This is a genomic window from Chryseobacterium sp. S0630 (assembly GCF_024158915.1).
Classification (GTDB): domain Bacteria; phylum Bacteroidota; class Bacteroidia; order Flavobacteriales; family Weeksellaceae; genus Chryseobacterium.
Genome location: NZ_JAMZGF010000092.1, coordinates 1 through 13,623, shown reverse-complemented (window position 1 = coordinate 13,623; position 13,623 = coordinate 1). Strand labels below are relative to the sequence as shown.

The window sequence follows — 13,623 nt, the reverse complement described above, 5'->3', positions numbered from 1 at the left end:
ATTTAAATATCGGATTTATAAACCATTAAGAAAGATTGAAGAAATAAAGTATAGTTAAGATGAATCATTCTGATTTTCAAGCTTAAAGCGAAGCTAATCTTAATACTCTTAAACTCTTATTATATCTTAACGGTTCAAAAAAATTTAAAAAAGTTTTGTATTTACTTGTGAAGCGGCTGTAATTAATTTTATAACTAAAAATAATAACCTCCACCCTCTTTCTTCCAGCTTTCCGCATTCAATCTTAGTTCACTTAACCCGAACTTTAGGTTATTTATTTCACTTTTTCTAAAATATATGTGGCCAGGTTATATGTAGTGTCAATGAGTAACGTTAACCTGTATGTACTTCCTGTGGCATAATCCTGTACGATTGTCTCCCTTTTTCCTCTACTAATAGTATTCCACGAAGGTTGAGTGATATCAGTCCATGTAGTTCCTGCAGAAAGAGCCGTCTTCCCTTTATAAGCCCATCCAAGCTCTGATGTTTCAATGCATGCAGTAGAAACGATATGGCTTCCGCTGCTAACACTCATATAATCTCTGTAAGTGGGAACATTGCTGCCACCAACGCTGCCCCTCAATGAAGAAATAAAGCTGACACCGTCTGCTGGTGATGAAAGAACACCGGTATTGTCATTTCCCGTATTGCTGCCTGTCCATGTGGCTATTACTCCTGTTCCCTGAACCCTGTAATTGTCAATAAAACCTTTCCACTTGCTGCCATCCCAGTAATAATATCCGGGAACTACATCATTGGGAACCGCACCTGCCGTAGCGGTATTATACACCATAAGACCGGCCGGCTGATTGCTGATGTTATTATCTCCGTCTGCATTCAGATCCATAACAGCGGAAGACAATGCTAATCTGGGAATCATGATCCCCTGATTGGTATCATTCATATCCACCTTGGCATAAGCATTGGGAGAAGCCGTCCCAATTCCCACTTTTCCATCTCCTGTAATGCGCATGTATTCTGTGAACGCTGCATTATCAGCTGTTCCCGAAAATACAAACCCGCCAGCCCCTGAACCCCTATGGTTCAGAATACCAGAATAGCCCAGCCCTGCGCCACCCAGATTAGCATCATTCCATGCCAACTGCGTACCCTGTTTGTTGACGGTTCCACCCCCATTGTTTAAAATGGTGCCGGCCACATCCAGCTTTGCAGCCGGTGTGGAGGTGCCTATCCCCACCCTGTTATTAACGGCATCCACATTCAGGGTAGTTCCGTCTATAGTAAAGTGGCTGGTACCGGTAGTGGCTGTACTGGTAAAGGCCAAATTATTAGCGACCTGGCTTACCGTTCTGTTTCCGTTAAGGGTACCATCTGTATTGTATATATTTTGCTGCGAACCATTAAAGCTAGTCCATACGGTTCCGTCAAAGACATAATAACCGGGTGTTGTCAGATTCACTGTTTTAGGAGAACCCGCTGTAACAGCAGCTGTAACATATATTATTGTTCCGGCCTGGGCAGCGGTATACTGCGCGTCTGCCGCTTTGATCTGATCTCCGGTAAGACGGGGCGCAATCAATCCCTCAGGGGCTGTTCCGTCCGTTGTTTTGGCCGCAATGTCTAAAGTAGCTTTCGGAGATGTATTGTTGATGCCCACCTGAGCATAGGCAGGGATGCTGAATAGAAGAACTGTCAGTATTAACAGCGTACTGTTTTTATTTTTCATTTTAGTGTTTATAAAGTTTCTATCAAGATGCCAGATGATATATTCATTGGGTGGTATTGATATTGTTGTTATTCAAAATTTTAGCAGGCAGCAGCCTTTACCAATCGTCTATATCCTGTGGCAATCTTCAGCAGCTGATCTGTCAGCTGTTTTATACGGTATTGTTGTTACCCGCCTGAGATGGACACAGATTCCCAAAAAGGAAATACTACATGCAGGGATAAGCTTTCTCATATGCATGGGTACTCCTATTAACAATAAGCTGCATGATCTACTCCCTTTTATAGTATTTTTACTTATCGTCAGCACAGTTCCGGATTTTTGGCTTGGGCTGTCCCCTCACAACAGCTTCTCCAGGGACTGTTTTCAAAAAAAAGACGGTCTCAAAAGCCCCGTATTGGCTGCGTAGAATCTGTCATTTCTGATCAAAGATTCTTTATTTCATTTCTGAATGACACTTTTGAGACCGCCTCAACCCGTCAGATCAATTTTTTCTACTTCCGGGATTCTATTTAACCTGAGAGTTCCGGATAAGAATTTCTGATTCAGATGGTTTTGAAGCCGGGAGATGGAAGAAGGAAGGTATGAAGATCATTAACAATGGCTCTTTTCTCTTTTTTACGAGTGAAATCGTTTAAACTTATCAAAAAATATCGGATATCTATTAAAACCATGAAGAAGGATTAAGAAATAAAGTATAATTAAGATGAATCATTCTGATTTTTAAGCTTAAAGCGAAGCTTATCTTAATACTCTCAACACCTTAATACAATCTTACTGTTTCAAATAAGTTTAGTATTTACTTGTGAAGCGGCTGTAATTAATTTTATAACTAAAAATAATAATCTCCATCCTATTTCTTCCTGCTTCCCGCCTGCAATCTTCGTTTACTTAACCCGAACTCTGGTTATTTATCTTATTTTTTCTAAAATATAGGTGGCTATGTCATAGGGATGGTCAATGATTAACGTGAGCCTGTAGACACTTCCTGTGGTAAAATCCTGTACGATTGCAGCCCTTTTTCCGCTTAACATAGTATCCCCCGAAGGTTCACTGATTTGAGTCCATGTACTATTTCCTGGAGTAGCAGCCCACCCTTTAAAATACCATCCATTCTGTCCTTCTTCAGTGATAGTAGTAGAAATTACATGGCCTCCCTGGTTAATATACATGTAATCGATGTAAGAGTGGCCACCACCGCCACTGCCTCTCAATGAAGAACGAAAAGTGACACTTCCATCTGGTGTTGAAAGAATACCGGTATAGACATTTCCCGAATTACTGCCTTTCCATGCGCCTACTACTCCTGTTCCCGGAACCACGTAATTGTCAATAAAACCTTTCCACTTGCTGCCATCCCAGTAATAATATCCGGGCACTACACCATTGGGTGCCGCACCGGCTGTAGCGGTATTATACACCAGAAGACTGGTCGGCTGATTGCTGATGTTATTATCCCCGTCTGCATTCAGATCCATAACAGCGGAAGACAATGCTACTCTGGGAATCAGCATCCCCTGATTCGTATCATTGACATCCAGCTTGGCATAAGCATTGGGAGAAGCCGTCCCGATCCCCACTTTGCCATCCCCTGTAATACGCATGTATTCTGTGAATGCCGTATTATTGGCTGTTCCCGAAAATACAAAACCGCCAGCCCCTAAACCCCTATGGTTCAGAATACCGGAATAGCCAAGCCCTGCGCCACCCAGATTAGCATCATTCCATGCCAGCTGTGTACCCTGCTTGCTGACGGTTCCACCCCCATTGTTTAAAATGGAGCCGGCCACATCCAGCTTTGCAATGGGTGTGGCGGTTCCTATCCCCACCCTGCTATTAACGGCATCCACATTCAGGGTAGTTCCGTCTATAGTAAAGTGGCTGGTACCCGTAGTGGCGGTACTGGTAAATGCTAAATTATTAGTAGCCTGGCTTACCGTTCTGTTTCCGGTAAGGGTACCATCTGTATTATATATATTTTGCTGCGAACCATTGAAGCTAGTCCATACGGTTCCGTTAAAAACATAATAACCGGGTGTTGTCAGATTTACTGTTTTAGGAGAACTCGCCGTAACAGCAGCTGTAACATAGATCATCGTTCCGGCCTGGGCAGCGGTATACTGCGCGTCTGCCGCTTTGATCTGATCTCCGGTAAGACGGGGCGCAATCAATCCCTCAGGGGCTGTTCCGTCCGTTGTTTTGGCCGCAATGTCTAAAGTAGCTTTCGGAGATGTATTGTTGATGCCCACCTGAGCATAGGCAGGGATGCTGAATAGAAGAACTGTCAGTATTAACAGCGTACTGTTTTTATTTTTCATTTTAGTGTTTATAAAGTTTCTATCAAGATGCCAGATGATATATTCATTGGGCGGTATTGATATTGTTATTATTCAAAATTTTAGCAGGAAGCAGCGTAGATAACAGCCCGCAGCTTTTACCAATCGCCCATATACTGCGGCAATCCTCAGCAGCTGATCTGTCAGCTGTTTTATGCTGTATTGTTGTTACCCGCCTGAGATGGACACTGATTCCAAAAAAGGAAATACTGCATGCAGGGATAAGCTTTCTCATGTGCATGGGTACTCCTATTAATAATAAGCTGCATGATCTGCTTCCTTTTATAGTATTTTTACTTATCGTTATAAATTTCCGGTTTCCGACTGGGGCTGCTCTCATAACAGTTTCTCCAGGGCGGTTTCAAAAAAATAAGCTTTTTCTACATCCGGGATTCTATTTAACCTGAGAGATCTGGATAAGAATTCCTGATTGAGATGGTTTTGAAGCTGGGAGATGGAAGAAGGAAGGTATGAAGATCATCAACAATGGCTGTTTCCCTTTTTTAAGAGTGAAATCGTTTAAACTTATCAAAAAATATCGGATATCTATTAAAACCATGAAGAAGGATTAAGAAATAAAGTATAATTAAGATAAATCATTCTGATTTTAAGCTTAAAGCGAAGCTTATCTTAATACTCTCAACAGCTTAATACAATCTTACTATTTCAAATAAGTTTAGTATTTACTTGTGAAGCGACTGTCATTTTATAACTAAAAATAATAACCTCCACCCTCTTTCCACCAGCTTCCAGCCTTCAATCTTAGTTCACTTACCCCGAACTCAGGTTATTTATTGTACTTTTTCTAAAACATAGGTGGCCATGTCAAATGGATGGTCAATGAGTAACGTGAGCCTGTATGTCTTTCCTGTGGTAAAATCCTGTACGATCGTCACCCTTTTTCCGCTTAACATCGTATTTTCCGTAGAAGGTTGAGTGATATCAGTCCATGTAGTTCCAGCAGAAAGAGCGGTCTTCCCTCTCCAACCCCATCCACCGGTTGCTTCTTCAGTGCATGCGGTAGAAACGGTATGGCTTCCGCTGTTAACATTCATGTAATCTCTGTAAGTCGTACCACCACCGCCTCTCAATGAAGAAATAAACTGGACACCGTCTGCTGGTGATGAAAGAATACCGGTATTGGCATTTCCCGTATTGCTGCCTGTCCATGTGGCTATTACTCCTGTTCCCTGAACCTGGTAATTCTTAACAAAACTTTTCCAATTGCTGCCATCCCAGTAATAATATCCGGGAACTACATTATTGGGCGCCGCACCGGCTGTAGCGGTATTGTACACCAGAAGGCTGGCTGGCTGATTGCTGATGTTATTATCTCCGTCTGCATTCAGATCCATAGCGGTGGAAGACAATGCTACTCTGGGAAGCATTATCCCCTGATTGGTATCATTGACATCCAGCTTGGCATAAGCATTGGGAGAAGCCGTACCAATCCCCACTTTTCCATCTCCTGTAATGCGCATGTATTCTGTGAACGCTGTATTATTGGCTGTTCCAGAAAATACAAACCCGCCAGCTCCTGTACCCCTATGGTTCAGAATACCGGAATAGCCCTGCCCTGCGCCACCGAGATTAGCATCGTTCCATACCAGCTGTGTACCCTGCTTGTTGACTGTTACATTACCATTGTTTAAAATGGTACCGGCCACATCCAGCTTTGCAGCCGGTGTTGCGGTGCCTATCCCCACCCTGCTATTAACGGCATCCACATTCAGTGTAGCTCCGTCTACGGTAAAATGGCTGGTTCCGGTAGTGGCGGTACTGGTAAATGCTAAATTATTAGTAGCCTGGCTTACCGTTCTGTTTCCGGTAAGGGTACCATCTGTATTGTATATATTTTGCTGCGAAGCATTGAAGCTAGTCCATACGGTTCCGTTAAAAACATAATAACCGGGGGTTGTCAGATTCACTGTTTTAGGAGAACTGGAAGTCACGGCAGCCGTAGCATATATTATCGTTCCGGCCTGGGCAGCGGTATACTGTGCATCTGCCGCTTTGATCTGGTCTCCGGTAAGACGGGGCGCAATCAATCCCTCAGGCGCTGTTCCGTCCGTTGTTTTGGCCGTAATGTCTAAAGTGGCTTTCGGAGACGTATTGTTGATACCCATCTGAGCACAGGCAGGGATGCTGAATAGAAGAGCTGTCAGCATGAGCAGCGTAATGTTTTTATTTTTCATTTTAGTGTTTATAAAGTTTCTACCAAGCCGCCAAACGATGTACACTCATTGGGCGGTTTTGATCATTGATATTGATATTATTCAACGTTTTAGCAGGAAGCAGTATACTGCTGTGTGCTGCTGCTTTTACTAATAGTCTGCTGTGGCAATGAATCCTCAGCAGGTGTTTTTATGCTGTATTGTTTAAATTTGTTGTTGCAGAACTCCTAGCGCGAGCATCTCGCTCTTGACCAGGCCCCTTGTCAGAATTACCCCTTCATATTTTTAAAACCAGCACGAGCGAGCGAGGCACTCACTCCGGCGGGGCAGGACGAATAATATAACATTTTAACCGGGAAAGAATGTCTCCCGGTTTTAAAATATTTAAAATTTTATTTACCTATATACATTACTTCAAATTTATTCCTCAAATCAATACCATTAGCATCTATTATTTTTGGACCGTTTGTATCAGCTCCAACCAGAGGGTATACGTCAAAATTCAGTACCGAATTGGGTGTTGTGACATCTATAACTGTAGAGTAATGCTGATTAAAATACCGAAGGAACTCTACATACGAATAGGTCTCTTCTTCAGAGACCGTAGCTCCATTCAACCTAACTCTGCAATAGATTGACTTTGTTGATCCCCCAGAATCGTACCGAAAAAATGAATGGAAAAAAACCAGATATTTCCCGGTTTCCTGTAATGTAATAGCACCGATACCCGGAAGTGAATTATAGGCATTGGCAGTCAGAGTTTGAGTCGTACCCGCCGGAATATCACATCTCAGGGCAGTATAATAGGAAGGAGACCCTTCATTAATCTTCCATGTGCCGATACCATTTGCATCAGATGTTAATACTCTGCTGGCCCCCTGTGTTCCATCCGTTAATTTCAATGCTCCGGCTGTAGATGAACTAATATCCAGCTTTGTAGAAGGACTGGTTGTTCCGATTCCCACATTGCCATTGCCCATAATACGCATGTATTCTGTGAACGTCGTATTATCAGCTGTTCCCGAAAATACAAAACCACCAGCACCTATCCCCCTATGGTTCAGAATACCGGAATAGCCCTGCCCTGCACTACCGAGATTAGCATCATTCCATACAATCTGCGTACCCTGATTGTTGACGGTTCCTGCACCCCGGCTTAAAATGGAGCCCGCCACATCCAGCTTGGTAAGGGGTGTGGCAGTACCTATCCCCACCCTGCTATTAACGGCATCCACATTCAGGGTAGTTCCGTCTATGGTAAAGTGGCTGGTACCCGTAGTGGCTGTACTGGTAAAGGCTAAATTATTAGCGCCCTGGCTTACCGTTCTGTTTCCGGTAAGGGTACCATCTGAGTTATAAATATTTTCTGAGGAAGTATTGAAGCTAGTCCATACGGTTCCGTTAAAAACATAATAACCGGCTGCAGTCATATTCACCGTTTTAGGAGAACTCACGGTTACAGCAGCGGTAGCATATATTATCGTTCCGGCCTGGGCAGCGGTATATTGTGCATCTGCCGCTTTGATCTGGTCTCCGGTAAGACGGGGCGCAATCAATCCCTCAGGAGCTGTTCCGTCCGTTGTTTTGGCTGTAATATCCAAAGTAGCTTTCGGAGACGTATTGTTGACTCCCACCTGAGCCTTTACGGTAAGAGTGAGCATCATAGACACCCCCAGTAAAAATAAAGTTTCTTTTTTCATTGTTTAAAATTTATGTTTTATAAAATTCCTCACAGAATTATAAAAATAAAATTATTGATTCTGTTGTAGTAAAAAAAGATTATTAATGTCGCATTATGCATGTGATTTTTGTAATATTTTTATGACATATTGTCGACACGCTTCACGATTCTGGTTGGAATTGATCATCACTGATCATCGCCATCACTTCAATATGAAACCGGAGAATCCAATTAATTAGCGTTGTTTTATCAATTGAATTCAGGTTTTAAAGTCTCCCCGATCTTATAAAAATCATGATACTGATCACTTAAAGATCCTCCCAAAGGAAGCTTTGTCCTTCATAATCAAAAAGGAAAATACAGCGATTAGCTTTGGAGGATTTCCTTCTCTGATATACAGTGTAGTTTCTATACCCAAAAGTGACCTCAACCTCTTCCAGCCTGCCATCTTCAGTCTCAGCTTTCTTTGCCTGAACTGAAGTTATTTATTTGAAGAGAGATGAAACTCTAAGAGCATCCTTTAATAAAGGCTTCGACAGGCTCAGCCTGACAACGCTTAAAATTTCAGTTGGTATTTGGGCTGTCACCCTGAGCCCGTCGAAGGGTTATCAATAAGAAAACCTTTGTTATTAATTCCGGGGATTAATTAAGGGGATAAACAAGAATTTTATTTAAAAGCGTTCAGGATATCTGAGGTCACTGAAAAAGTTCTGCTAAAAAAAAACAAAATTTAGATAAAAACAGTTAGTTTTTCAGTGCCTTCAAGTAAATTTCCGGATTTTTATTGACCTGATCCTTTAATAATGGCTTCGACAGGCTCAGCCCGACAACGCTTAAAATTTCAGTTGGTATCCGGGCTGTCACCCTGAGCCTGTCAAAGGATTATCAATAAGAAAACCTTTGTTATTAATTCCGGGTATTAATTAAACTGAGTTCAGAATAAGAATTCCTGATTTAAATTTCTGATAGTGCAACATTGCCGGAATGTATAAATGTGATTAAAAAAGATCATCATACGGTCAGATTGTATCTGAAAAACTTCGGAAAATTATTCATCTCTATTTTTTAAGCTTTCAGATCATAGCTTCTTAATTCAGCAATCTTTGCCAGGTTTTCAATCCAGACCTATATATTCGCTTTCTCATCAATAAAAAATCTTTTTCTCAACTTATTCTTTCTGTTTTGAATAGTCTTTATAGAAACATAGGTGTAATCTGCTATTTCTTTTGTGGAAAATTTAAGGAAAATACAGAAGCATACCTTTAATTCAACTAGTGTCAGACTGGGCTGTACAGCAAGGAGTTTTTTATAAAAATCAGGATAAAGTTCTTTATAAACCGTTACAAACAGAGCGTCATTTCTTTTGGCCATTTCAATCACTTCCAGATAAGAATACGCTACTTTTTTCTTTAAAGTATTGATTTGGGACTGATTCAATAATTCCGTTATTTTCAGCTCTTCACCAGCTTTCCTTTTTCTACAGAAGAAGTAGCAGACTAACAGGGACAAGGCTGCTGTTACCAATACTGCAATAATAATCATGCCATGCAATCTGCTTTTGGCAATTTGCTGGATTTCAAGCTCTTTCATCATCAGAAAGGTGATCGCTTTTGAATATTCTTTTCTTTCATCATCCCTGTATTTATTCTCATACTCTGTTTCAAGCTCTGCATATTTCAGTCTGTTGGGCTCATCCCTGAGTTTACCATATACTTTTCCATAAAGGCCGTATAATACAAATAAATGAAAATAATCCTTATCCGGACCAGACATTATTCTTGCACTGTCCAGATACTTTTTAGCCTGATCTATCCTGTTATCTGCCATATATAATTCAGCCATATTAAGCTGAGCCGTGGATATGATATCGTGATTATTCCGACAATGCTTATTTTTCAGGATTTTATTCAAAAAGTATTCGGCAGAATCATTTTTCTTCATAAGGCTATAATAATACCCAACATTATTATAGGTATAATTTGATTCGGTTTCATATCTTATTTTTTCATATTCTTTCATGGAATTGAGATGCAAACGCAACAGTGTTCTATAGCGGGAAGATGAATATACTCCTGCTAAAAAAAAGGCTTTATAGGCATATAACTGGGACCTGAATAAATGCCGTGCATCTGCAGAACGGATACAATTGGCCCTGGAAAAGCATTTTTCAATTAAGGCAACGGCAGAACCAGTTTGTCTTAATCTTCCATATTGAACGGCCTTTCCGAATTCTGAATACAACAATAGCGAATCATTGTCCATTCGTATTGCAATATCTTCACTTTTATACAATAGCTTTAAAGCTTCATCATATTGGTTCATGCGGCTCAAACATTCAGACAGCCTTATGAGACACATCCCTTTACCGATCTGATAATTATGCTGCACACAGACCGCATAGAGTTTTTTTGAACAGTCTATTTTTTTATGCAGCGGGGTTACAAATCTCAGCTTCCAAAGCTCTTTATCAACCGTCATTGAAATGGTCTGCCTTGTTTTAGGAGCATCTGAAAATAAAAATAAAATAATAATTAAAAAAAATAATTTATGAATCATAATCATTGTGAATATTCAATTATTTACGATAAATAATTATCAATAATTAATACAGACTATTGATCAACAAATCCGTAAATAACTAAAAATTTGTGTTTTTTAAATTGTGTTTTTAAAGTAAGTCTGTTCAGCCCTTCAGATTGAAGAATGATGATTATTTTCTGCCCTCTTATTTTATGAAAAATACAGTGTCATAAAAAAGCGTTACAAAAAACAGGCTGCCGGCTATTGGGTGCTATGAAATCGGCTGGATATCAGGTAAATTTTTGTATCCATACCTATTCAAAACATATCTATTCAAAATCCTGACTATTAATGTCCATCACTGATCTTCAGGATCACATACTGTTATCGGAGTTGTTTAAACTTGTCAAAAAACATTGGATATCTATTAAAACCATTAAGAAAGATTTAAGAAATAAAGTATAGTTAAGATGAATCATTCTGATTGTAAGCGTAAAGCGAAGCTCATCTTAATATTCTCTACACCTTAATACATCTTAATGTTTTAATAAACAAAAGTTTAAACAAATTGAAATTGACTCTTAAAAAAGAGAAACAGCCATTGTTGATGATCTTCATACTGTTGTACATTCTTCCATCTTCCATCTTCCATCTTCCATCTTCCATCTTCCAGCTTCCAGCTCCCAGCTCCCAGCTTCAAAGGAATTCTCCTCCCGTAATCAGCTATCGTCAGAAAAATGACAGAAGCTCTCCATACCTGAAGCAGACCCGTTTTGGAGTTCCAAAGATGGAAAACAAAAAAAGCTGCCAACGGCAGCTTTTTCTCTCACTTCATTGCCAGACTCATTCTTAATTATTTAACAACATGAATAATATGATCTTTTTAGCTGGACTGAGCCACCCTGTTTTACGATATTGATCTTTTACAGTCCCAGGTATATAATTTCAAGTTTATTCCTATTCGCAGTAGAAGCCTGCAGGACCGCGTTACCACCTACAACAGGCGATATGAGAAAACTCAGCACATCACCGGCTGTTGCATTGATCACCGTAGAATAATGCTGATTAAGATAAGAAGTATTCCCAACATACGAATAGGTTTCTTCCGGAGTAATAGCATCCACCCCATTTAATCTGACTAAAGCATAAAATGACTTTGGTCCCGCAGCACCAGGATAGAACAAAAATGAATGGAAAAGAATCTCATATTTTCCGGTTTTTGTGATGGTAACATTATTGATCCCAGGAAGCGAACTATTTGTATTGGCTGGGATCGTTGTATCAGTTGCCACACTTGCTCTTTGCACCGTAAAATAAGCAGGATACGAGGTGGCCTGCCATGTGCCGACCCCATTGGCATCCGACGTTAATACTCTGTCAGCCACCTGTGTACCGTCCGTTAACTTAAAGGCTCCGGCTGAAGATGAATTGATTTGCAGCTTTGCTGTAGGACTGGCTGTCCCAATCCCCATATTCCCGGAAGTATTCACTACGAGATCATTAGCCTGCTGAGCCACGGTAGGAGCAGTGTTAACTGCATTATCCCTGGCACCATCAATATGAAACGCCGCCTGAGGAGTAGCCGTTCCAAAACCAATATTTTGAAGTGATGAGATAAATACTCCTGGCCTTGCGGGATTATACGCATATCCTGCAGCTTGTGCTGCTCCTATGGCTAGCCCCCCTGCTCCGTTCACCGTTCCGGCTGCGGTATTCTGTTTTAAATAGTACCCATTATTTGTATTATCTTCATTAAACATTAATGTTCCTCCATTAGCATCAGCACTGGCATTAGAATGGATTCTTACCACAGGGTCCGCTACAGTACCGACCTGTGTTGAAGGGCCTCCGACTCTTACTTCATTTCCTACCACCTGCAAATCATTGGCGGGGGCAGCAGCGCCAATCCCTACCCTGTTATTGACCGCATCCACATTCAGGGTAGTACCATCCACTGTAAAGTGGCTGGTTCCTGTAGTGGCAGTACTGGTAAACGCCAGATTATTAGCCGCCTGGCTTACCGTTCTGTCTCCGGTAAGAGTGCCGTCTGTGTTGTATATATTTTGTTCTAAAAGTATTTTAATCCATACAGTTCCGTCAAAAAAATAATATCCGGGCATTGTCATATTTGCTGTTTTAGGAGAACTGACAGTCACGGCAGCGGTAGCATATAGAATCGTTCCTGTCTGGTCAGCAGTATATTGCGCATCTGCCGCTTTGATCTGATCACCGGTAAGGCGGGGAGCAATTAATCCCTCCGGAGCTGTCCCGTTGGTAGTTTTTGCGGTAATATCCAAAGTTGCTTTCGGGGACGTATTGTGGATTCCCACCTGAGCTTGGACACTGATTCCCAAAAAGGGAATAATAAATGTAGGTATAAATTTTCTCATGTGTATGTGCATTTGTATTACTATTAAAAGTAAGTTATAGAATTATGAGAATAAAATTATTGATTCTGCTATAATAAATAAAGTCCATTACTGTCGCATTATACATGCGATTTTGTCATATTTTTATGACAAACCGTCAACACGCTTCAAGATTCTGGTTGGAATTGATCATCACTGACCATCACCACACTTCAATATAAAACCTTAGAATCCAATCAATTAACAATGTTCCATCAATTGAATTCAGTTTTTAAAGTCTCCCCGATCTTATAAAAATCATGATACCGATCACTTAAAGATCCTCCCAAAGGAAGCTTTGTCACTCATAATCAAAAAGAAAAACATAGATGCTATGGAGGATTTTCTTCCCTGCTATACAGTAGTTTTTATTACTAAAAGTGACCTCAGCCTCTTCCAGCCTGTCATCTTCAGTCTCAGCTTTCTTTGCCTGAACTGAGGTTATTTATTTGAAGAGAGATGAAACTCTAAGAGCATCCTTTAATAAAGGCTTCGACAGGCTCAGCCTGACAACGCTTAAAATTTCAGTTGGTATTCGGGCTGTCACCCTGAGCCTGTCGAAGGATTATCCAAAATATCTCAAACAGAAAGGCTTAAACTGGTTTTATGTTTAAGCCTTTCAATTTATAGTTAGTTTTTAAGTGCCTTCAAGTAAATTTCCGGATTTCTATTGACCTAATCCTTTAATAATGGCTTCGAAAGGCTCAGCCTGACAACGCTTAAAATTTCAGTTGGTATTAGGGCTGTCACCCTGAGCCTGTCGAAGGATTATCCAAAATATCTCAAACAGAAAGGCTTAAACTGGTTTTATGTTTAA

8 protein-coding genes are annotated in these 13,623 nt (G+C 40.6%); all 8 read right to left on the bottom strand.

Features of this window, described 5'->3' with window-relative positions:
- Positions 1 to 274: 274 nt before the first annotated feature.
- Positions 275 to 1,687 carry a hypothetical protein gene (locus NK356_RS23260; RefSeq protein ID WP_253318174.1) on the bottom strand — a complete coding sequence of 471 codons (1,413 nt, stop codon included), beginning with the start codon at positions 1,685 to 1,687 and terminating at the stop codon, positions 275 to 277.
- Between the two features lie 911 nt (positions 1,688 to 2,598).
- The gene (locus tag NK356_RS23255; RefSeq protein WP_253318173.1) at positions 2,599 to 4,005 is read right to left on the bottom strand and encodes a hypothetical protein; all 1,407 of its coding nucleotides are present in this window, start codon (positions 4,003 to 4,005) and stop codon (positions 2,599 to 2,601) included.
- Between the two features lie 43 nt (positions 4,006 to 4,048).
- On the bottom strand, positions 4,049 to 4,363 hold the full coding sequence (locus tag NK356_RS23250) for a hypothetical protein (protein ID WP_253318172.1): 315 nt from the start codon (positions 4,361 to 4,363) through the stop codon (positions 4,049 to 4,051).
- A gap of 451 nt (positions 4,364 to 4,814) precedes the next feature.
- Entirely contained in the window at positions 4,815 to 6,218 is a 1,404-nt protein-coding gene (locus NK356_RS23245; protein WP_253318171.1) for a hypothetical protein, read from the bottom strand.
- Between the two features lie 371 nt (positions 6,219 to 6,589).
- On the bottom strand, positions 6,590 to 7,897 hold the full coding sequence (locus NK356_RS23240) for a hypothetical protein (RefSeq protein ID WP_253318170.1): 1,308 nt from the start codon (positions 7,895 to 7,897) through the stop codon (positions 6,590 to 6,592).
- Positions 7,898 to 9,003: 1,106 nt separating this feature from the next.
- Entirely contained in the window at positions 9,004 to 10,434 is a 1,431-nt protein-coding gene (locus tag NK356_RS23235) for a hypothetical protein (protein ID WP_253318169.1), read from the bottom strand.
- A gap of 523 nt (positions 10,435 to 10,957) precedes the next feature.
- Entirely contained in the window at positions 10,958 to 11,209 is a 252-nt protein-coding gene (locus NK356_RS23230) for a hypothetical protein (protein ID WP_253318168.1), read from the bottom strand.
- A gap of 112 nt (positions 11,210 to 11,321) precedes the next feature.
- Entirely contained in the window at positions 11,322 to 12,788 is a 1,467-nt protein-coding gene (locus NK356_RS23225) for a hypothetical protein (protein WP_253318167.1), read from the bottom strand.
- Positions 12,789 to 13,623: the final 835 nt, after the last annotated feature.

Bases quoted from the DNA above. Each gene is read 5' to 3' on its own strand.
- NK356_RS23260 (WP_253318174.1), bottom strand. From the start codon at position 1,687: ATGAAAAATAAAAACAGTACGCTGTTAATACTGACAGTTCTTCTATTC.
- NK356_RS23255 (WP_253318173.1), bottom strand. From the start codon at position 4,005: ATGAAAAATAAAAACAGTACGCTGTTAATACTGACAGTTCTTCTATTC.
- NK356_RS23250 (WP_253318172.1), bottom strand. From the start codon at position 4,363: ATGAGAGCAGCCCCAGTCGGAAACCGGAAATTTATAACGATAAGTAAA.
- NK356_RS23245 (WP_253318171.1), bottom strand. From the start codon at position 6,218: ATGAAAAATAAAAACATTACGCTGCTCATGCTGACAGCTCTTCTATTC.
- NK356_RS23240 (WP_253318170.1), bottom strand. From the start codon at position 7,897: ATGAAAAAAGAAACTTTATTTTTACTGGGGGTGTCTATGATGCTCACT.
- NK356_RS23235 (WP_253318169.1), bottom strand. From the start codon at position 10,434: ATGATTCATAAATTATTTTTTTTAATTATTATTTTATTTTTATTTTCA.
- NK356_RS23225 (WP_253318167.1), bottom strand. From the start codon at position 12,788: ATGAGAAAATTTATACCTACATTTATTATTCCCTTTTTGGGAATCAGT.